We start from the raw sequence: 23034 nt of genomic DNA, 5'->3' as shown, positions 1-23034 counted from the left end.
AGCTGAACCATGACCACACGCGAGGAACGGACCGTCGAGGCGTTGCGCGCGTCCTTGAAGGAGGCCGAGCGGCTGCGGGAGCAGAACCGGCAGCTGGTCGCCGCGGCCCGCGAGCCCATCGCGATCGTCGGGATGAGCTGCGGGCTGCCTGGCGGCGTCGCGTCCCCCGACGACCTGTGGCGCCTGGTCGAGGCGGGCGGCGACGCGATCACCGGCTTCCCGACCGACCGGGGCTGGGACCTCTCGCCCGCGGACTACGCGCGGGTCGGCGGCTTCATCGACCACGCGACCGGGTTCGACGCGGGCCTGTTCGGGATCTCGCCCCGGGAAGCCACCGCGATGGACCCGCAGCAGCGCGTGCTGCTGGAAGCGAGCTGGGAAGCCCTCGAGCGGGCCGGGATCGCCCCGGAGTCGCTGCGCGGCAGCAGGACCGGGGTGTTCATCGGGGCGTCCAACGCGGGGTACGGCGCGGGCGCCGACGTTCCGGACGAGGTGGCCGGGCACGCGCTCACCGGCACCGCGAACAGCGTGATCTCCGGTCGGCTGGCGTACGTGTTCGGTTTCGAGGGGCCCGCGGTGACGGTCGACACCGCGTGCTCGTCGTCGCTCGTCGCGCTGCACATGGCCGCGCAGGCACTGCGCGCCGGGGAGTGCGACACCGCGCTCGTGGGCGGGGTGACGGTGATGCCGTCCCCGGCCACCTACGCCGAGTTCGCCCGGCAGGGCGGGATCGCCGCGGACGGCCGGTGCAAGTCGTTCGCGGCCGCCGCGGACGGCACCGGGTGGTCCGAGGGCGTCGCCGTGCTGCTGGTGGAGCGGCTGTCCGACGCGCAGCGCCATGGGCACACGATCCTCGCCGTGGTCCGGGGCTCCGCGGTCAACTCCGACGGCGCGTCCAACGGCCTCACCGCGCCGAACGGGCCGTCGCAGCAGCGGGTCATCAGGTCCGCGCTGGCGAGCGCCCGGCTCGCCCCGGCCGACGTCGACGTCGTGGAGGGCCACGGCACCGGCACCCGGCTCGGCGACCCGATCGAGGCGTCGGCGTTGCTGGCGGTGTACGGGCAGGGTCGGGATCGGCCGTTGTGGTTGGGGTCGTTGAAGTCGAACATCGGTCACACGCAGGCGGCGTCGGGGCTGGCCGGTGTGATCAAGATGGTGCAGGCCATGCGCCACCGCAGGCTGCCGATGACCGCGCACGTGGATGAGCCGACACCACACGTGCCCTGGTCGCGCGGCGCGGTGTCGCTGCTGACCGAGGCGCGGGACTGGGCCGTGGACGGCCGCCCGCGCCGGGCCGGGGTGTCGTCGTTCGGCATCAGCGGCACCAACGCCCACGTCATCGTCGAGGAGGCGCCGGAAGAGCGGCCCGTCGAGCCGTCCCCGGATACCGTTCCGTGGGGGACCGTCCCGTGGGTGGTGTCCGCTCGCTCTGCCGACGCGCTGCGGGCCCAGGTGGACGCCGTCCGCGCGCTGCCCTCCTCGGCCGTGGACATCGGGTTTTCCCTTGCCACCACCCGGGCGCGGCTGGAGCACCGCGCGGTGCTCCTGGGCGACCGGATGCCCGTCACCGGGGTGGCCAAGGGCGGCCGGACCGCGTTCCTGTTCACCGGCCAGGGATCGCAGCGGGTCGGCATGGGGCGTGGGCTCTACCGCTCGTTCCCGGTGTTCGCCGCCGCTCTGGACGAGGTGTGCGCGCGGTTCGAGCGGGTTCCGTTCGATGACGCGGTGTCGCTGAACCAGACCGAGGGCGCGCAGGCCGGGCTGTTCGCCCTTGAGGTGGCGCTGTTCCGCCTGCTGGAGTCCTGGGGCGTGACCCCGGACTACCTGCTGGGGCACTCGATCGGCGAGTTGGCGGCAGCACACGTGGCGGGTGTGCTGTCCCTTGAGGACGCCTGTGCCCTGGTGGCGGCTCGCGGTCGCCTGATGCAGGCGCTGCCCGCCGGTGGGGCGATGCTGGCCGCCGACGGCGTCGAGGCCGATGTGCCGGAGGGCATTGACATCGCGGCGGTCAACAGCGCCACGTCGCTGGTGGTCTCGGGTGCCGAGGACGAGATCGAGGCGCTGGCGGACCGGTGGCGGGCCGAGGGTCGGCGGGTGAAGCGCCTGGCGGTGTCGCACGCGTTCCACTCGCGGCTGATGGAGCCGATGTTGGCCGAGTTCGCCGAGGTCGCCCAGTCGCTGACGTACCGGTCGCCAGAGATCCCGGTCGTCGGGGCGGACGTGACCGATCCGGCGTACTGGGTGCGGCAGGTCCGCCAGACCGTCCGGTTCGCCGACGGGGTGCGGACGCTGCGGGACGAGGGCGTCACCACGTGCCTGGAGCTGGGGCCGGACGGCGTGCTGTCCGCCCTCGCCGACAACGCGTTCCCGCTGCTGCGGCGCGACCGCGACGAGCCGGACACCCTGCTGACCGCGCTCGCCAACGCTTACGTCCGGGGCGCCGACGTCGACTGGGCGGAGCTGGCGCCTGGGGGCAGGCGGGTTGACCTGCCGACCTACCCGTTCCAGCGTCAGCGCTACTGGATCGACCCACCGAGGACCACGCTGTCCGCCGATCCGGGGGAGGAGCGGTTCTGGGCCGCTGTCGAGTCCGGCGACGCCGACGCGGTCGCCGATACCATCGGCGCCGCGCCCGACGGTCTCGACCCGGTGCTGACCGCCCTGTCGGCGTGGCGCCGGGGCAGGCGCGCGCAGTCGACTGTGGACGGATGGCGCTACCGGGTGTCCTGGCAGCCGCTCACCGGCGTGTCCGGGACGCTCTCGGGCACCTGGCTCGTCATCGGCGATGACGACGCCGTGGCGGACGCCCTGCGGGCAGGCGGCGCCGAAGTCGTCCAGGCCGAGCGGCCGGTGCCCGGCGACTGGGCGGGTGTGGTGTCGCTGCTGGACGCCTCGGGCGCGATCGATCTGGTCAACTCCGGCACCGGGGCTCCGGTGTGGTGCGTGACTCGGGGTGCGGTGTCGGTGGACGGCTCGGATGTCGTGGTGCCGGATGGTGCGTTGGTGTGGGGGTTGGGCCGGGTCGCGGCGTTGGAGTGCCCGAATGCGTGGGGTGGGTTGATCGATCTTCCTGAGGTGTTGGACGAGCGGGCCGCCGCCGGTCTGGTGGGGGTGCTGGCGGGTGGCCGCGAGGACCAGGTGGCGGTGCGCGGGTCGGGGGTGTGGGCTCGGCGGCTGGTGCGTGCTCCACGGCCGAGTGGTGTCGTGCCGGAGTGGGTGCCGTCGGGGCCGGTGTTGGTGACTGGGGGGACCGGGGCGTTGGGTGCTCATGTCGCTCGGTGGTTGGCTGGGCGGGGTGCGCGGCGTTTGGTGTTGGTGAGTCGGCGTGGTCCGGATGCGCTTGGTGTTGCGGAGTTGGTGGGGGAGCTTGGGGAGTTGGGTGTTGAGGCGGTGGTGGTGGCCTGTGATGTGGCTGATCGGGAGTCGTTGGCGGGGGTGCTTTCGGAGCATCCGGTTGTCGCTGTCGTGCACACGGCGGGGGTTGATCGGCCTGCTCGTCTCGCTGATTTGACTGAGGCGGATTTCGTTGAGGTGTTGGCGGCGAAGGTGGTTGGTGCTCGGCATCTTGATGAGTTGTTGCCTGGTGTTGAGGCGTTTGTGGTGTTCTCCTCGATTGCCGGGGTGTGGGGTAGTGGTGGGCAGGCGGCTTATTCGGCGGCCAATGCTTATCTGGACGCGCTTGTGGAGTCTCGGCGGGGTCGGGGGCTGGCCGGGACGTCGGTGGCGTGGGGTCCGTGGTCTGGGGCGGGGATGTTGGGGGATTCGGAGGATGCTGAGGAGTATTTTCGGCGTCGCGGCCTGATCGCGATGGACCCTGCGTTGGCGGTCGCCGCCTTGGGTGGTGCGGTGGACCGTGGCGAGGCGTGTGTGGCGGTTGCCGATGTCGAGTGGGAGCGGTTCGCCGCCGCGTTCACCTCGGGCAGGCCCAGCCCGCTGCTGAGCGGGCTGGTGGAAGCCGTGGTCGACCAGGCCGACTCCACCGCCGGGCTGGTCGGGCAGTGGGCGGAGCTGTCCGCCGACGAGCGGCGGCGGGCCGTCACCGACACCGTGCGCGCCGAGGCGGCCACGGTGCTCGGGTACCCGGACTCCGTCGCGCTCGATGTAGACCGGCCTTTCCGTGATCTGGGTTTTGATTCGTTGACGGCGGTGGAGTTGCGGGATCGGTTGGTGGTGGCGACTGGGCTGGCCCTGCCTGCGAGTCTCGTGTTCGACTACCCGACCGCTGCCGTGCTGGTCGACCACCTCATGTCGCGGCTGTTCGGTGGCGAAGTCGTGACCGCGCCGGTCTCGGTCGCGTCTGTTGTGGACGATGAGCCGGTCGTGATTGTGGGGATGAGTTGTCGTTTTCCGGGTGGGGTGGATTCGCCGGAGGCGTTGTGGGAGTTGGTGTCTTCGGGTGGGGATGTGATGGGGCCGTTCCCGGCCGACCGTGGCTGGGACCTTGACGCCTTGTTCGATGAGGACCAGGACCGGCATGGCACGTGCTATGTGCGTGTGGGTGGATTCCTGGATGCCGTGTCCGAGTTCGACGCGGGTCTGTTCGGGATCTCTCCTCGGGAGGCCACTGCGATGGACCCGCAGCAGCGGTTGTTGTTGGAGTCGACGTGGGAGGTGTTCGAGCGGGCGGGGATTGATCCTCGGTCGTTGCGGGGGAGTCGGACTGGGGTGTTCACGGGCACCAATGGGCAGGACTACACGCGGCTGACCCTGCTCAACGCCGACGCGCTTGAGGGGCACCTCGGGACCGGCACGGCCGCGAGCGTGATGTCGGGCCGCGTCGCGTACGCGTTCGGGCTGGAAGGTCCGGCGGTGACGGTGGACACAGCGTGTTCGTCGTCGTTGGTGGCGTTGCACTTGGCGGTGCAGGCGCTGCGGGCGGGGGAGTGCTCGCTCGCTGTGGCCGGTGGTGTCACGGTGATGGCGACTCCTGGGGCGTTCGTGGAGTTCAGCAGGCAGCGCGGGCTGGCCGTCGATGGGCGGTGCAAGCCGTTCTCGGCCGGCGCGGACGGCACGGCGTGGTCAGAAGGTGTCGGTGTGCTGTTGGTGGAGCGGCTGTCTGACGCGCGGCGCAACGGGCACAGCGTGTTGGCGGTCGTACGTGGGTCGGCGGTGAACCAGGATGGGGCGTCGAATGGGCTTACCGCGCCGAATGGCCCATCTCAGCAGAGGGTCATTCGTGCCGCGTTGGCCAGTGCTGGGCTGACGCCTGCCGATGTGGATGTCGTGGAGGCGCACGGGACTGGCACTCGGTTGGGCGATCCGATTGAGGCGCAGGCTTTGTTGGCCACCTACGGTCAGGGTCGGGACGAGCCGTTGTGGTTGGGGTCGGTGAAGTCGAACCTCGGGCACACGCAGGCGGCTGCGGGTGTGGCTGGCGTGATCAAGATGGTGCAGGCGATGCGGCACCAGGCGCTGCCCGCGTCATTGCGCGCCGATGAGCCGTCCCCGCACGTCGACTGGTCGACCGGTGCGGTGAACCTGCTCAACAACGCCAGGGAATGGCCGGAGTCGGACAGGCCGCGCCGTGCCGGGGTGTCGTCGTTCGGGATGAGTGGCACCAATGCCCACGTCATCATCGAGGAAGCGCCTGCGATCGATGCCGTGGTTTCGGAGACACCGGACGCGCCGATTGTTCCCCTGTTGGTGTCCGCCCAGTCCGCAACTGGCGTTTCCGCTCAGGTCGACCGCGTAAAGTACTTTTTAGACAACAATGCGGCTGTTCGATTGGTCGACGTTGGTTTGTCGTTGGCGACGACCCGGGCCGGGTTGGAGCATCGTGCTGTTTTGCTCGGGGAGTCGGTGCTTCAGGGGTCCATGACTGAGGGTCGTACGGCGTTTCTGTTCACCGGTCAGGGTTCGCAGCGGGTCGGTATGGGTCGTGGGCTTTACGAGTCGTTCCCGGTGTTCGCCGCTGCTCTGGATGAGGTGACCGCGCGTTTTGAGCGAGTTCCGTTTGATGATGCGGAGTTGCTGAACCAGACGGAGGGTGCCCAGGCGGCGATCTTCGCGGTGGAGGTCGCACTGTTCCGGTTGCTGGAGTCGTGGGGTGTGACTCCGGACTTCGTGCTGGGGCATTCGATTGGTGAGATCGCGGCCGCGCATGTCGCGGGTGTTTTGTCCGTTGAGGACGCGTGCTCCTTGGTGGCGGCGCGTGGCCGGTTGATGCAGGCGTTGCCCGCTGGTGGGGCGATGCTGGCGGTTGAGGGCACTGAGGAGGATGTGCCGGAGGGCATCGACATCGCTGCGGTCAACAGCCCGAATTCGCTGGTGGTGTCGGGGGCTGAGGGCGAGATCGCGGCGCTGGAGGCTGCGTGGCGGGCTGAGGGACGTCGGGTGAAGTGCTTGGTGGTGTCGCACGCGTTCCACTCGCGGTTGATGGAGCCGATGCTGGCTGAGTTCGCCGCCGTCGCTGGATCGCTGACCTATCACGAGCCGCGTATCCCGATGTTCGGTGCGGTGACCGATCCGGGGTACTGGGTGCGGCAGGTCCGCGACACGGTGCGGTTCGGTGAGGGGGTTGGGCGTCTGCGGGAGCGTGGGGTCACCAGGTTCCTGGAGCTGGGGCCAGACCCGGTGTTGTCGGCGCACGTCGAGGACGCGGTGGCGGTGCTGCGTCGCGGACGCGATGAGGCGGAAACCCTGTTCGCCGCTGTGGGAGCACTGTGGACGCGGGGCGTTGACGTCGACTGGGCTGCGGTTTTTGGTACGTGGGGCGCTCGGGTTGTGGAGGTTCCGACCTACGCATTCCAGCGTGAGCGGTATTGGGCGGCGGTCCAGGAGCCGTTGCTCGGCGCTCCGGTGTCACTCGCGACCGGCGATGGCGTGGTGCTCACCGGGCGGCTGTCGGTGTCGGCGCAGCCCTGGCTCAGGGACCACGTGGTGGCGGGGCAGGTGGTGGTGCCGGGGACGGCGCTGGTCGAGATGGTCCGGCACGCGGGTGACCAGGTGGGCTGCTCGACCGTCGAGGAGCTGACCCTGGAGGCGCCGCTGGTGCTGCCCGAGCGCGGTGCCGTCGAGGTGCAGGTGGTCGTGACCGGGGAGCGGGCGGTCGAGGTCTACGCCCGCCCGGACGGCGGCGTGGACTGGGTCAGGCACGCCGCCGGGGTGCTGGTCCCGGACGGCCCGCCACCGGCGAGGGACGGCGAGACCTGGCCCCCGGCTCACGCCGTGCCCGTCCCGCTGGACGGGCTGTATGAGGGACTGGCCGAGGCCGGTCTCCGTTACGGGCCCGGGTTCCGGGGGCTGCGGTCGGTGTGGCGCGCGGGTGGTGAGGTGTTCGCTGAGGTGGTGCTGCCCGATCCCGGTTTGGCGTCAGGGTTTGGTGTGCACCCGGCCTTGTTGGACGCGGCCCTGCACGCGATCGCCGCGAGCGGGCTGATCGAGGGCGCCGCTCGGCTGCCGTTCGCCTGGTCCGGGGTCACCCTCCACGCCACGGGTGCGACGGCCCTGCGGGTGCGCCTGACCTCGGTCGGCGCGGACGCCGTCGCCGTCTCCGCCACCGACGCCACCGGTGGACCGGTGTTGACCGTGGACTCGCTCGCCCTGCGGCCCCTGTCCGCCGAGGCGTCCCGCCGAGTCGACGACGCCCTGTTCACCGTGCAGTGGACCCCGACGGCACCGCCGCACGCCGCCGGGGCGCCGGAGCTGGTGTGGCTGCCGACCGGCCCGGCCCGTGAGGTCGCGCACCGGACGCTGGAGATCGTGCGGCAACGGCTGGCCTCGGGTGGGGACGAACCGGTGGTGCTGGTGTCGCGCGGTGCGGTCGCTGTGGCCGGCGAGTCCGTGGACGTGGCCGCTGCGGGGGCGTGGGGCCTGGTGCGGTCGGCGCAGTCGGAGCACCCGGGTCGGTTCGTCCTGGTCGACGTGGACGACTCGCCGGTTGAGACGTGGTCGGGAGTCGTGGAGTCGGGCGAGCCGCAGGTGGCGGTGCGCGGGGGAGAGGTGCTGGTACCTAGGCTGGTGCGGGCCGCGTCGGTGGGGGCGCTGCCGCTGCCGGGATGCCCGCAGTGGCGGCTCGACTCGACCGAACCCGGGTCGTTGGACGACTTGGCGCTGGTGGAGTCGGAGCCTGCGGTCTTGGGGCCGCTGGATGTCCGTCTGGAGGTTCGCGCCGCTGGGGTGAACTTCCGGGATGTGCTGATCGCCTTGGGCACGTATCCGGAGGCCGCCCTGATGGGCTCGGAGGCATCTGGGTACGTGCTTGAGGTGGGGTCGGGTGTAGCGGATCTGGTTCCCGGTGACCGGGTGTTTGGTTTGGTGCCGGGTGGGTTCGGGCCGCAGGCGGTGACGGATCGGCGGTTGGTTGCGCTGATGCCGTCGGGGTGGTCGTTCGCTGAGGCGGCGTCGGTGCCGATGGCATTCCTGACCGCGTATTACGCGCTGGTGGATTTGGCTGGGCTGCGTTTGGGTGAGTCGGTGTTGGTGCACGCCGCTGCTGGTGGTGTGGGGATGGCGGCTACGCAGGTGGCCCGTCATCTGGGCGCGGAGGTGTGGGGGACGGCGAGTCCTAGCAAGTGGGCGGCGACGGGACTGCCTGAGGAGCGGTTGGCGTCGTCTCGAGACACGGGGTTTGCTGGTCGGTTCGACCAGGTGGATGTGGTGGTGAACTCGCTGACGGGTGAGTTCATTGACGCGTCGTTGGGTTTGTTGCGGCCTGGTGGTCGGTTCATCGAGATGGGGAAGGCGGACCTGCGGACACCGGAGGGTGTTGCTTACCGTGCGTTCGATTTGAGTGAGGCTGGTCATGACCGGCTTCAGGAGATGCTGGTCGAGTTGCTGGGCTTGTTCGAGCGTGGAGTGCTGCGTCTGCCGCCTGTTCGGGTGTGGGACGTGCGGGATGCGAAGTCGGCGTTCCGGTTCCTCGGCCAGGGCAAGCACGTGGGGAAGAACGTGCTCACGATGCCGCGCGCGCTCGATCCGGACGGCACGGTCCTCATCACCGGCGGCACCGGTGTCCTGGGTGGACTGCTGGCCGAGCACTTGGTGAATTCGCACGGGGTGCGGCATCTGGTGTTGGTGAGCCGCAGTGGTGGTCCGATTCCTGATCTGGATGCCGATGTCCGTGTGGTGGCTTGTGATGTGACCGATCGGGATGCGCTGGCGGCGGTGCTGGCGGGGATTCCGGCTGAGCACCCGTTGACGGGTGTGGTGCACGCGGCGGGCGTGGCCGATGACGGTCTGGTCGAGTCGATGACGCCCGAGCGGATCGATCACGTGTTCGCGCCGAAAGCGGGCGCGGCCCTCGCATTGCACGAACTCACCAAAGACCTTGATCTGGCGGTGTTCGCGCTCTACTCGTCGGCGTCGGCGTTGTTCGGCACGCCTGGTCAGGCCAATTACGCGGCTGCCAACGCCGTGCTCGACGGTCTTGCGCATCAGCGGCGGGCGGTCGGGTTGTCGGCGGTGGCGTTGGGTTGGGGGTTGTGGGAGGAAGCCAGTGCCATCAGCGGTGATCTGAGTGCGGTCGACCGTGCGCGGCTTGGGACGCCGTTGTCCAGCGCGGACGGGCTCGCGCTGTTTGATCTGGCGCATCGCAGCGGGTTGGCGTATGTCGTGCCGACCCGGCTTGGCGCGGGCAGGCACGCCACCGTCCCGCCGCTGCTGCGTAACCTGGTGCGGTCCGGGCCGCGACGGGCGCAGGCGGCGGCCGGGAGCGCCGACAGCCTCGCCGACCGGCTCGCGGGCATACGGGCCGAGGACGCGCGGCGCGTGCTGGTCGACGTGGTCCGGGTCGAGGTCGCGGCCGTGCTCGGGCACGGCTCGGCCGAGGCGATCGAGCCGGGACGGGCGTTCCGGGACCTCGGGTTCGACTCGCTCACCTCGGTGGAACTGCGGAACCGACTCGGCGCCGTCACCGGGCTGCGGCTGCCCGCGACCGTGGTGTTCGACCACCCCACCCCGGACGCCCTCGCCGAGCGGCTGCGGACGGAGCTGGTCGGCGAGACGGCCGTCGCCCAGGTCACGCGCACCACGGCAACCGACGACGACCCCATCGTCATCGTCGGCATGAGCTGCCGCTACCCCGGCGGGATCGCCTCGCCCGAGGACCTGTGGCGGCTCGTGGCCTCCGGAGCGGACGCCATCGGCGCGTTCCCCACCGACCGGGGCTGGGACCTCGGCGCGCTCCTCGGCGACCAAGCGGGCAGCCGGACGGCTGAAGGCGGCTTCGTCCACGACGCGGGCGACTTCGACGCGGACCTGTTCGGCATCTCGCCTCGCGAGGCGCTGGCCATGGACCCGCAGCAGCGCCTCCTGCTGGAGGCGACCTGGGAGGTCTTCGAGCGCGCCGGGATCGCGCCGATGTCACTGCGCGGCACCCCGGTCGGGGTGTTCGTCGGCGCGGCCAACTCGCTCTACGGGCTGAGCGGGGAGATCCCCGACGAGATCGTCGGGCTGTCCCTCACCGGCACGTCCACGAGTGTCGCGTCCGGCCGGATCGCCTACACCTTCGGGCTCGAGGGGCCCGCGGTCACCGTCGACACGGCCTGCTCGTCCTCGCTGGTCGCCCTGCACCTGGCCATCCAGGCGCTGCGCTCCGGTGACTGCGTCATGGCGGTCGCGGGCGGGGTCAACGTCATGGCGACGCCCGGGATCTTCACCGAGTTCACCCGGCAGAACGGCGTGGCCGCCGATGGCCGCTGCAAGTCCTTCGCGGCGGATGCGGACGGCACTGGCTGGTCCGAGGGCGTCGGCGTGCTGCTGGTGGAGCGGCTGTCCGACGCCCGGCGCAACGGCCATGAGGTGCTGGCCGTTGTCCGTGCTTCCGCCGTCAACCAGGACGGTGCGTCGAATGGGTTGACCGCTCCGAACGGCCCTTCCCAGCAGCGGGTGATCCGGGCGGCCCTCGACGCCGCTGGACTGCGTCCGGCCGATGTCGACGCGGTCGAGGCGCACGGCACCGGCACCACGCTCGGCGACCCGATCGAGGCGCAGGCTGTTCTCGCCACCTACGGTCAGGACCGCGAGCGGCCGTTGTGGCTCGGGTCGATCAAGTCCAACATCGGGCACGCGCAGACCGCCGCCGGTGTCGCGGGGCTCATCAAGATGGTGATGGCCATGCGGGCCGGGGTGCTGCCGAAGACCCTGCACGCGGCTGAGCGCTCGTCCCATGTGGACTGGTCGAGCGGTGCGGTGGAGGTGCTGACCGAGGCACGGCCCTGGGAGTCGCCGGGACGGCCCCGCCGGGCCGGGGTGTCGTCCTTCGGGGTGAGCGGCACCAACGCGCACGTGATCATCGAGGAGGCGCAGGCCGAGCCGGCCGGCCCGGTCACGGAGACCGCGCCCGCCGTCGTGCCGCTGGTCTTCTCGGCCAAGTCCGAGGCCGCGCTCCGCGCGCAGCTCGACCGCGTCAGCGGCCTGCCCGGTTCCCCGGTCGACATCGGGCACACGCTGGCCACTGCCAGGGCGACGCTGGACCACCGGGCAGTCCTCCTGGGCGACACCTGTGTCACCGGTTCGGCCATCAGCGGACGCACGGCGTTCCTGTTCACCGGTCAGGGCTCGCAGCGGGTCGGGATGGGCCGGGAGCTGTACGAGTCGTTCCCGGTGTTCGCCGCCGCTCTGGACGAGGTCACCGCGCGGTTCGAGCGGGTTCCGTTTGACGATGAGGAGTTGCTGAACCAGACCGAGGGTGCTCAGGCGGCGATCTTCGCGCTGGAAGTGGCGTTGTTCCGGCTGCTGGAGTCGTGGGGGTTGACGCCGGACTTCGTGTTGGGGCACTCGATCGGTGAGATCGCGGCCGCGCATGTGGCCGGTGTGTTGTCGCTTGAGGACGCGTGCAGCTTGGTGGCGGCGCGTGGCCGGTTGATGCAGGCGTTGCCCGCTGGCGGGGCGATGTTAGCTGTTGAGGGCACTGAGGCTGAGGTGCCGGAGGGCATTGACATCGCGGCGGTCAACAGTGCCACGTCGCTGGTGGTGTCGGGCGGCGAGGACGAGGTCGCGGCGCTGGAATCGGCCTGGCGGGCCGAAGGGCGCAGGGTCAAGCGGCTCGTGGTCTCCCACGCCTTCCACTCGCGGTTGATGGAACCGATGCTCGCCGAGTTCGCCGAGTTCGCCGCATCGCTGACCTACCACGAGCCGACGATTCCGATGCTCGGCGAGGTGGCCGACCCGGCCCACTGGGTGCGGCAGGTGCGCGACACCGTCCGGTTCGTCGACGGCGTCCAGCGACTGCGGGACCAGGGGGCCACCCGCTTCGTCGAACTCGGCCCCGACGCCGCGCTGTCCGCGCACGTCGACACGGCCGTGCCCGTGCTGCGCCGGGGGCGCGGCGAAACCGAGACGCTGTTCACCGCCGTCGCCTCCTCCTGGGTGCGCGGCGCCACAGTGGACTGGCCCACCGTGTTCGCGCCGTGGGGAGGCAGGCGGGTTCCCCTGCCGACGTATCCCTTCCAACGGCAGCGGTTCTGGCTGACCCCGACACCCGCGCAGCCGACCGGTGACCCGTCCGAGGCTGATTTCTGGGCCGCCGTCGACGCCGAGGACGTCGACCGGCTCGCCACGACGCTGCGGCTCGACCCCGACGACGGGCTCGGCACCGTCCTGCCCGCCCTGACCTCCTGGCGGCGCGGGCGGCGGGAGAAGTCCACTGTGGACGCGTGGCGCTACGTCGAGGCGTGGCAGCCGTTGCCCCCGGCGACCGGATCGCTCAGCGGCACCTGGCTGGTGGTCGGCGGGGGTGACGACGTGGCCGCCGCCCTGCGGGCCGGTGGCGCGGAAGTCGTCCACGCCGACACCCCGGTGCCGGGCGAGTGGGCAGGCGTGGTGTCGATGGCCGACGCCCCCGCCACCGTCGAGCTGCTGCGGTCGGAGGTGGGCGGGCCGATCTGGGCGGTGACCCGGGGCGCGGTCTCGGTCGGCGGCTCCGACGCCGTGACGCGGCCCGAGGCCGCGCAGGTGTGGGGTGTTGGCCGGGTGGCGGCCCTGGAGGCGCCGGACCGCTGGGGCGGGCTGGTCGACGTCCCCGAGGTGGTCGACGCGCTGTGCGGTGACCGGCTGGTGTCCGTGCTGGCGGGCCGTGGCGAGGACCAGGTCGCGGTGCGGGGGAGCGGCGCGTTCGGCCGCAGGCTGCGGCGCGCGCCTAGGGCGACCGGCCAGCCTGGGGAACCGACTGGTCAGACCCGGGAACCGACCGGCCAGACCTGGGTGCCGACCGGCCCGGTCCTGGTTACCGGCGGCACCGGGGCGCTGGGCGCCGAGGTCGCCCGGTGGCTCGTCGGGCGCGGCGTGCGGAAGGTGGTGCTCGCGAGCCGTCGGGGCGGGGAGGTCCCGGAAGCACTCGTGGCGGCGGGCGTGGAGGCGGTCGTGGTGCCGTGCGACGTGGGGGACCGCGACGCGCTGGCCGCGCTGCTGGCCGCGCACCCCGTCACCGGCGTGGTGCACGCCGCAGGCGTGAGCGGGATGACCGCGCTGGCGGCACTGTCGGGAGCGGAGCTGGCCGCGGCGACCCAGGCGAAGGTGCTCGGCGCCGTTCACCTGGACGAGCTGCTGCCGGAGGCCGAGCTGTTCGTGCTGTTCTCATCGGTCGCGGGCACCTGGGGCAGCGGCGGCCAGGCCGCCTACGCCGCGGGCAACGCGTTCCTGGACGCCTTCGCCCGGTGGCGCCGCGCCCAGGGCCGCGCGGCCACCGCGGTCGCGTGGGGGCCGTGGGCGGACGCCGGGATGGCCGTCGAGGACGGGGCCGCCGACTACCTCGGCCGCCGCGGCCTGGCGGGCATGCGCCCGGACCTCGCCCTAGCCGCGCTGGACGACGCGGTCGACGCCGGTGAGACGTGCGTGGCGGTCGCCGACGTGCGGTGGGAGCGGTTCGCCGCCGCGTTCACCGCCGTGCGCCCGAGCCCGCTGCTCAGCGACCTCGTCGCGCCCGCTCCGACACCCGCGGCACCCGTCGGCCTGTTCGCAGGCCTTCCGGAGGCCGCCCGGCCCGGCGCCCTGCTGGACCTGGTCCGCACCCAGGCCGCTGCGGTGCTCGGCCACCCGGACGGCACGGCCGTCGACAGCGCCCGCGCGTTCACCGACCTCGGCTTCGACTCGCTCACCGCGCTCGACCTGCGCGACCGGCTCGCCGCCGCCACCGGCTTGACCCTGCCGGGAAGCCTGGTGTTCGACTACCCGTCCGCGTCGGCGCTCAGCGCCCACCTGCTGACCCGACTCACCGGCGAACCCGCAGAGCCTGCCGGGCTTGCCGGTCACCGGCCGGTCACCACGGTCGCCGTGGACGAGCCCATCGCCATCGTGGGCATGAGCTGCCGCTACCCGGGCGGGGTGTCCTCGCCGGAGGACCTGTGGAACCTGGTCGCGTCCGGGACCGACGCCATCTCGACGTTCCCGACCGACCGGGGCTGGGACCTCTCACCCCAGGGCTACGCGGCCGTCGGTGGGTTCGTCCACGACGCCACGGCGTTCGACGCGGGCATGTTCGGCATCTCCCCGAGGGAGGCCGTGGCGATGGACCCGCAGCAGCGGCTCGTCCTGGAGGCGTCGTGGGAGGTCGTCGAGCGGGCGGGCATCGACCCGCACGCCCTGCGCGGCAGCCGCACCGGCGTCTTCGTCGGCGCGTCGCACTCCTTCTACGGCATGGGCGAGATGCTCTCCAGCGAGCTGGAGGGCCACTTCCTCACCGGCACCGCGAACAGCGTCGTGTCCGGCCGGGTCGCCTACGCCCTGGGCCTGGAAGGACCAGCGGTCACAGTGGACACCGCGTGCTCGTCGTCGCTGGTGGCGCTGCACTGGGCGGCCCAGGCGCTGCGGTCCGGCGAGTGCGACCTCGCCATCGCGGGCGGCGTCGCCGTGCTCGCCACCCAGGCCGGGTTCGCCGAGTTCGCCCGCCAGGGCGGCCTCGCCGCCGACGGCCGCTGCAAGCCCTTCGCCGACGCCGCCGACGGCACCGGCTGGGCCGAAGGCGTCGGGATGCTGTTGGTGGAGCGGCTGTCCGACGCGCGGCGCAACGGGCACAGCGTCCTCGCGGTCCTGCGCGGGTCGGCGGTCAACTCCGACGGCGCGTCCAACGGGCTCACCGCGCCGAACGGGCCGTCCCAGCAGCGGGTGATCCGGGCCGCGCTCGCCGCCGGCGGACTGGTGCCGTCCGATGTGGACGCCGTGGAGGCGCACGGCACCGGCACCGCCCTCGGCGACCCGATCGAGGCCACGGCGGTCCTGTCCACCTACGGCCAGGACCGGGACCGGCCGCTGTTGCTGGGCTCGCTCAAATCGAACATCGGGCACACCCAGGCCGCGTCCGGCGTGGCGGGCGTGATCAAGATGGTGCAGGCGCTGCACCACGAAGCGCTGCCCGCGAGCCTGCACGTCGACGAGCCGAGCAGGCACGTGGACTGGTCATCGGGGAAGGTGGAGCTGCTGACCGAGGCGCGGCCGTGGCGGCGCGACGGGCGCCCGCGCCGGGTGGGCGTCTCCTCGTTCGGCATCAGCGGCACCAACGCGCACGCCATCATCGAGGAACCCCCCACGCGACCAACCGCACCGAACCCGGTGGTCACCCCACCGGTCCTGCCGTGGGTCCTCTCCGCCCGCAGCGCCGCGGCCCTGCGGGGCCAAGCGGCGCGGCTGCGCGCGGCGGGCACCGACGCCCTCGGGCACGTCGGCTGGTCGCTGGCCGCGACCCGCGCCCGGCTGGAGCACCGGGCCGTGCTCCTCGGCCGCGATGGCGACGACCTGGCCCGCGGGCTCACCGCCCTGGCCACCGACAGCGCGGCCCCCGGCCTGCTCCGGGGCACGGCCGCCGAGGGCAGGCTGGCGTTCCTGTTCACGGGCCAGGGTTCGCAGCGGGCCGGGATGGGTCGGGAGCTGTCGGCGGCGTTCCCCGTCTTCGCCAACGCGCTGGACGAGGTGTGCGCTCGGCTGGGTGAGATCCCCTGGGACGACCAGGAGAAGCTGAACCAGACCGCGCACGCGCAGGCGGCGCTGTTCGCGCTGGAAGTGGCGCTGTTCCGGCTGCTGGAGTCCTGGGGCGTCGTCCCCGATGTGTTGCTGGGCCACTCGGTTGGCGAGATCGCGGCCGCGCACGTGGCCGGGGTGTTGTCGCTGGACGACGCGTGCACATTGGTCGCCGCGCGGGGCAGGCTGATGCAGGCGTTGCCCGAGGGCGGGGCGATGCTCGCGGTCGAGGGCACGGAAGCCGAGGTCGTCGAGACCCTGCCCGTGGGGGCGGACATCGCCGCGGTCAACGGGCCGCGGTCGGTCGTCGTCTCCGGCGACGAGGACGCCATCACCCGGGTGGCGGCGCTGTGGCAGGGCCGCCGGGTCAAGCGGCTCACCGTCTCGCACGCCTTCCACTCCCACCGCATGGAACCGATGCTGGCCGACTTCGCCGCCGTCGCCGCGACCCTCACCTACCACCAGCCGCGCGTCCGGGTGATCGCCGCGGGCGACCTCACCGACCCGGACCACTGGGTGCGCCAGGTCCGCGACACCGTCCGGTTCGCCGACGGCGTGCGGCGGCTCGCCGCCGAGCACGTGACCACCGCCATCGAACTCGGCCCCGACGCCGTGCTGTCCGCCCTGGTCGACACCGCGACACCGCTGCTGCGCGGCGGGCGCGGCGAGGTCGAGACCGCGCTGGCCGCCGTCGGCGCCGCCTGGGTGCGCGGCGCCGAGGTCGACTGGGCGCGGCTGTTCCCCGGCGGGCGGGCCGTCGACCTGCCGACCTACGCCTTCCAGCGCGAGCGCTACTGGCCCACCATCGCCGCCCGGCCCGGCCCGTCCGCGGAGGACTCGTGGCGGTACCGGGTCCAGTGGCGGCCCGCGCCGGACACCTCCGGCACGCTGAGCGGGACCTGGCTCGTCGCCGGGCCCGCGGACGAACCGCTGCGCGCCGCGCTGCGGGCAGGCGGCGCCGAGGTGGTCGAGTGCGCGGTCGACGGTTCCGACCGCGCCGCCCTGGCCCAGCGGCTCCCGACGGGACCGGTCAGCGGCGTCCTGTCGACCGCCTCGCTCGCCGACACCGTGCCCCTGATCCAGGCGCTGGGCGACACCGGGATCGACGCGCCGCTGTGGTGCGCCACCCGGGGCGCGGTGTCGACCGGCGCGGCCGATTCAGCACCAGATCCCGCGCAGGCCGCCGTGTGGGGCCTCGGGCGGGTGGCCGCTCTCGAACTGCCCCACCGCTGGGGCGGCCTGGTCGACCTGCCCGCCGACCTCGACCCGGCGTCGGCCCGCAGGCTCGTCGCGGTCCTGTCCGGGGCGTTCGCCGAGGACCAGGTCGCCCTGCGGGGCGCGGGGGCGTTCGGCAGGCGGCTGGAGCGGGCCCGGCCCGCCCCGACCGGGCGGGCATGGGCGCCGACCGGCCCGGTCCTGGTCACCGGCGGCACCGGGGCGCTGGGCGCCGAGGTCGCCGTCTGGCTCGCCCGCCGCGGCGCGCCGAAACTGGTGCTGGCCAGCCGGTCCGGGATGGACGCGCCGGGCGCGGCCGACCTGGTCGCGCGGCTCGCCGAGGCGGGCGCCGAGGCCGTCGTCGTCTCCTGCGACGTCGCCGACCGGGCCGCGCTCGCGGCGCTGCTGGCCGAGCACCCGGTGACCGGCGTCGTCCACGCCGCCGGGGTCGTCGCCGACGGGGTGCTCGAATCGCTGACCCCCGGACAACTGGACGAAGTGCTGCGCGCCAAGGCGATCGCGGCGTCCACACTGGACGAGCTGGCCGGCGGCCTCGACCTGTTCGTGGTGTTCTCCTCGCTCGCGGGCACCCTCGGCAGCCCCGGCCAGGCCAACTACGCCGCCGCGAACGCCTGGCTGGACGCGCTGGTCGAACGGCGCAGGGCCGCGGGCCTGGCGGGGACCGCGATCGCCTGGGGCCCCTGGGCGAACGGCGGCATGGCCGCGGGCGACCAGCTCACTGAGCGGCTGCGCCGCGGCGGGGTGCGGCCGATGGCGCCCGAGCGGGCGCTGGCCGCGCTCGCCTCGGCGCTCGACGGCGACGGTGACGGCGGTGCGCCCACCCTGGTGGCCGACATCGACTGGGCGCGCTTCGCCGCCGGGTTCACCAGCGCCCGCCCGAGCCCGCTGCTCACCGACCTCGCGGGCCCACGCGAGGACACCCCGACTGAGGGCAGGCGCGAGCGGCTGGCCCGCCTCACGCCCGCCGAACGCGACCGGGCGGTCCGCGACCTCGTGCGCGGCCAGGTCGCCGCAGTGCTCGGGCACGGCTCGCCGAGCGCCGTCGAGGACGGCCGGGCCTTCCGCGACCTCGGGTTCGACTCGCTGACCGCGGTCGAGCTGCGCAACCTGCTCGGCGCGGCCACCGGGCTGCCCCTGCCCGCGGGCCTGGTGTTCGACCACCCCACCCCCGCCGCGCTGGCGGCGTTCCTCACCGGCCTGCTCGCCGACACCGCGCGCCCACCCGCCGTCGTCACGGCCGCTCTTGGCCCCGTTGACGACGAACCGATCGCCATTGTCGCCATGAGCTGCCGCTTCCCCGGCGGCGTGTCCTCGCCGGAGGAGCTGTGGGAGCTGGTGCGGGTCGGCGCCGACGCCATGTCCCCGTTCCCCACCGACCGCGGCTGGCCGCTCGACTCCCTCCACGACCCCGACCCCGACCGGCCGGGCACGACCTACGCGCGGGAAGGCGGCTTCCTGCACGACGCGGGCGGGTTCGACGCCCGCCTGTTCGGGATCTCCCCCCGCGAGGCGCTGGCCATGGACCCGCAGCAGCGCCTGCTGCTGGAGGCGGCCTGGGAGGCGTTCGAGCGGGCCGGGATCGACCCGCACTCGGTGCGCGGCAGCCGGACCGGCGTGTTCGCGGGCACCAACGGGCAGGACTACCTCGGCTTGCTGCTGCGCTCGGACGCCGACCTGGAGGGCCACCTCGGCACCGGCAACGCGGCGAGCGTGCTGTCCGGCAGGCTCGCCTACGCCTTCGGGCTCGCGGGCCCGGCCATGACCGTCGACACCGCGTGCTCGTCGTCGCTGGTGGCCCTGCACCTGGCCGTGCAGGCGCTGCGGCGGGGCGAGTGCTCGCTGGCGCTGGCGGGCGGCGTGACCGTGATGTCCACGCCGAGCGCGTTCATCGAGTTCAGCAGGCAGCGCGGCCTCGCGCCGGACGGGCGGTGCAAGCCGTTCGCCGCGGCGGCCGACGGCACCGGCTGGGGTGAGGGCGTTGGTGTGTTGTTGGTGGAGAGGTTGTCCGACGCGCGTCGCAACGGGCATCCGGTGCTGGCGGTGGTGCGGGGTTCGGCGGTCAACTCCGATGGCGCGTCCAACGGGCTCACCGCCCCGAACGGCCCCGCCCAGCAGCGGGTGATCCGCGACGCCCTGGCGGACGCCCGGCTGGTTCCGTCCGATGTGGACGTCGTGGAGGCGCACGGCACGGGCACCGCGCTCGGCGACCCGATCGAGGCGGACGCGCTGCTCGCCGCGTACGGCCGCGACCGGGACCGGCCCCTGTGGCTGGGGTCGGTGAAGTCCAACCTCGGCCACACCCAGGCCGCCGCGGGCGTCGCCGGGGTGATCAAGATGGTGATGGCGCTGCGACACGCGACCATGCCGAAGTCGCTGCACGTCGACGCGCCGACCCCGCACGTGGACTGGGCGTCGGGCGCGGTCTCGGTGCTCGCCGAGGCCCGGCCGTGGGAGCGGGACGAGCGTCCCCGGCGGGCCGCGGTGTCCTCCTTCGGCATCAGCGGCACGAACGCGCACACGATCATCGAGGAGGCCCCCGAACCCCTTCCCGCTGCGGAACACCCGGCCGCGCCGGCCGCGCCGCCCGCGGTTCTGCCGCACCCGCTGTCGGCCAACTCCGAGCAGGCACTGCGCAACCAAGCGGAACGGCTGTTGGGCACGGTCGGCGACGAGCGCGCCGTCGACATCGCGGTGTCGCTGGCCACGACCAGGGCCGGGCTGAACCGGCGCGCCGTCGTGCTGGCGCGGGACGCGGCCGAGTTGGCCGCCGGGCTGGCCGCGGTCGCCTCCGGCACCGCCGCGCCGGGCGTGGTGACCGGGCGGCAGTCCCGCGGCGGCCTGGCGTTCCTGTTCACCGGCCAGGGTTCGCAGCGGGTCGGGATGGGCCGTGGGCTCGCCGAGTCGTTCCCGGTGTTCGCCGCCGCTCTGGACGAGATCACGGCGAGGTTCGAGCGGGTTCCCTTCGATGACGAGGAGTTGCTGAACCAAACGGAAGGCGCTCAGGCGGCGATCTTCGCGCTGGAGGTCGCCCAATTCCGGCTGCTGGAGTCGTGGGGTGTCATTGCGGACTTCCTGCTGGGGCATTCGATTGGTGAGATCGCGGCCGCGCATGTCGCCGGTGTTCTATCCCTTGAGGACGCTTGCGCGCTCGTCGCCGCGCGTGGTCGCCTGATGCAGGCGTTGCCCGCCGGTGGGGCGATGCTGGCGGTCGAAGGCGCCGAGGCGGATGTGCCGGAGGGTATTGACATTGCGGCGGTCAACAGCGCCACCTCGCTGGTGGTGTCGGGTACCGAGGACGAGATTGAGGCGCTGGAGGAGCGCTGGCGGGCTGAGGGTCGGCGGGTGAAGCGGCTGGTGGTGTCGCACGCGTTTCACTCGCACCTGATGGAGCCGATGTTGGCCGAGTTCAGCGCCGTCGCCGAGTCGTTGACCTACCGTGAGCCGCGTATCCCGATGTTCGGTGCGGTGACCGATCCGGGCTACTGGGTGCGGCAGGTGCGCGAGACCGTCCGGTTCGCCGACGGCGTCACGCGGCTGCGGGACGCGGGCGTCACCGCGTGCCTGGAACTGGGGCCGGACGCCGTGCTCGCCGCCCACGTCGACGGCGCGTCCGCCGCGCTGCGCCGGGGCCGCGACGAGGCCGAGTCGCTGCTGAGGGCGGTCGCCGAACTGCACGTGAGCGGCGTCCCGGTCGACTGGGCCGCGATGACGCGGGACTGGGGCGGCCGAGCGGTGCCGCTGCCGACCTACCCGTTCGACCACGAACGGTTCTGGCCCGAGCCCGCCCCCGCAGGCGGGCAGACGGGCCTGGTCGCCAACCGGGTCGAAAGCCGGTTCTGGGCGGCGGTCGAGCAGGAGGACGTCCAGTCCGTCGCCGAGACCCTGCGCCTCGACCCCGGCAACGGGCTCGCGAGCGTGCTGCCCGCGCTGTCCGCGTGGCGCAGGCAGTTCCACGACCAAACCCTGACCGACCAGTGGCGCTACCGGGTCGGCTGGAAGCCGGTGCCCGACCCCGCCGAGACGGCGGCGGGCACCTGGCTCGTGGTCACCTCCGCGGCAGGGTCCGATCACGAGGTCGCCGACGCGCTGCGCACGCACGGCGCCGAGGTCGTGGCGCTGGCCATGGAGCAGACCGGCCGGGCGGCGCTGGCCGAGCGGCTGGCGGCGGTGGGGCCCGTCGACGGCGTCGTGTCGCTGCTCGCGCTCGACGAATCCGACGGCCCCGGCCTCACCCAGGGTGTCGCCGGGACGCTGACCCTGGCGCAGGCCCTGCTCGACGCCGACGTCACCGCGCCGCTGTGGCTGCTCACCCGGGGCGCGGTCGGCACCGGCCCGTCCGACCCGCTCACTGGCCCCCTGCAGGCGCAGGTCTGGGGCCTGGGCAGGGTGCTCGCCCTCGAACACGCCGCGACCTGGGGCGGGCTGGTCGACCTGCCCGAGCGGCTCGACGCCCTGACCGGCAAGCGGCTGGCCGCCGTCCTCGCCGGGACCACGGGGGAGGACCAGGTGGCGGTGCGGCACCGCGGGGTGCTGGCCCGCAGGCTCGCCCGCGCACCGCTCGGGCACCCGCCCGCCGACCGCTGGACCCCCACCGGCACCGTGCTGGTCACGGGTGGGACCGGGGCGCTGGGCGCGCGGGTCGCGCGGTGGCTGGCCGAGCGGGGCGCGCCGAGGCTGCTCCTCACCGCCCGCGGCGGCATGGCCGCCCCCGGCGCCGCGGACCTCGTCGCGGAACTCGCCGAACTCGGCACCACCGCGACCGTGGCGGCCTGCGACGTCGCCGACCGTGCCGCCCTCGCGGCACTACTGGCCGACACCCCCGTCACCGCGGTCGTCCACGCCGCGGGCGTCACCGCGACGGCGACGGTCGCCGAGACCGACCCCGCCGCGTTCGCCGAGGTGCTGCGGGCCAAGGTCGACGGCGCCCGGAACCTGGACGAGCTGCTGCCCGACGTGACGGCGTTCGTGCTGTTCTCCTCCATCGCCGCGACCTGGGGCAGCGGCGGCCAGTCCGCCTACGCCGCGGGCAACGCCTTCCTCGACGCGCTCGCCGAGCAGCGCCGCGCCCGGGGACGGGTGGCGACCGCCATCGCCTGGGGGCCGTGGGCCGAGACCGGCATGGCCGCCGACGACACCGCCCGCGAGTACCTGCGCCGCCGGGGCCTGCGGGCCCTGCCCGGCCCGACCGCGCTCGTCGCGCTCGGCCAGGCCGTCGACGGCGACGAGACCTGCGTGACGGTCGCCGACGTGCGGTGGGAGCAGTTCGCCGCCGCCTTCACCCTCGTGCGGCGCAGCCCGCTGATCGAGGACCTGCCGGAGGTGCGGGCGCTGGCCGAGGCGGCCCGGGTCGCCGAGCCGGAACCCGACCAGGGCAGGCAGCTGCGCGAGCGGCTCGCCGGGCTGGACCGGGCCGGGCAGGAGGCGGCGCTGCTGGAGCTGGTCTCCGGCGCGGTCGCCGTGGTGCTCGGCCACGCCGAGGCGGGCGCCGTCGAACCCGGCCAGGCGTTCGGCGAGCTGGGGTTCGACTCGCTGACCGCCGTCGAGCTGGCCAACCGGCTCGCCGCGGTCACCGGGCTGGCCCTGCCGGTCACCCTGGCCTTCGACTACCCGACCGCGCTGGAGCTCGCCCGGCACCTGGGCGCCGCGCTGGGCGGCGGGGTCTCGGGGGTGGGCGCCCTGCTCGCCGGCCTCGACGCGATGGACGAGGTGTTCGGCAGGCAGGCGCCGGACGGCCTCACCAGGGCCAGGGTCGCCGTGCGGCTGCGGGCCTTCCTCGACCGCTGGGCGGACGGCCGCCCGAGCGCGCCGGAACCGCTGGAGGAGTTCGCCGCGGACTCCGACGACGACATGATCAGGATGATCGAGCAGGAGCTCGGCATCTGACCCGTTCGCCTGGACGCCACTCGC

General features: G+C 73.4%; 1 protein-coding gene. It reads left to right on the top strand.

The features are described 5' to 3' along the window. The first annotated feature begins 9 nt into the window (after positions 1-9). Entirely contained in the window at positions 10-23010 is a 23001-nt protein-coding gene (locus ACTG9Q_RS12350) for a type I polyketide synthase (RefSeq protein ID WP_455572855.1), read from the top strand. Positions 23011-23034 lie beyond the last annotated feature (24 nt).

The sequence above is a fragment of the Actinokineospora lacus genome (genome assembly GCF_053813445.1).
The sequence above is the reverse complement of the archived record's forward strand: the minus strand, read 5'-3'. Positions and strand labels throughout refer to the sequence as shown.

Excerpts from the sequence above, each read along its gene's own strand:
- ACTG9Q_RS12350 (WP_455572855.1), top strand. The coding sequence starts at position 10 with ATGACCACACGCGAGGAACGGACCGTCGAGGCGTTGCGCGCGTCCTTG.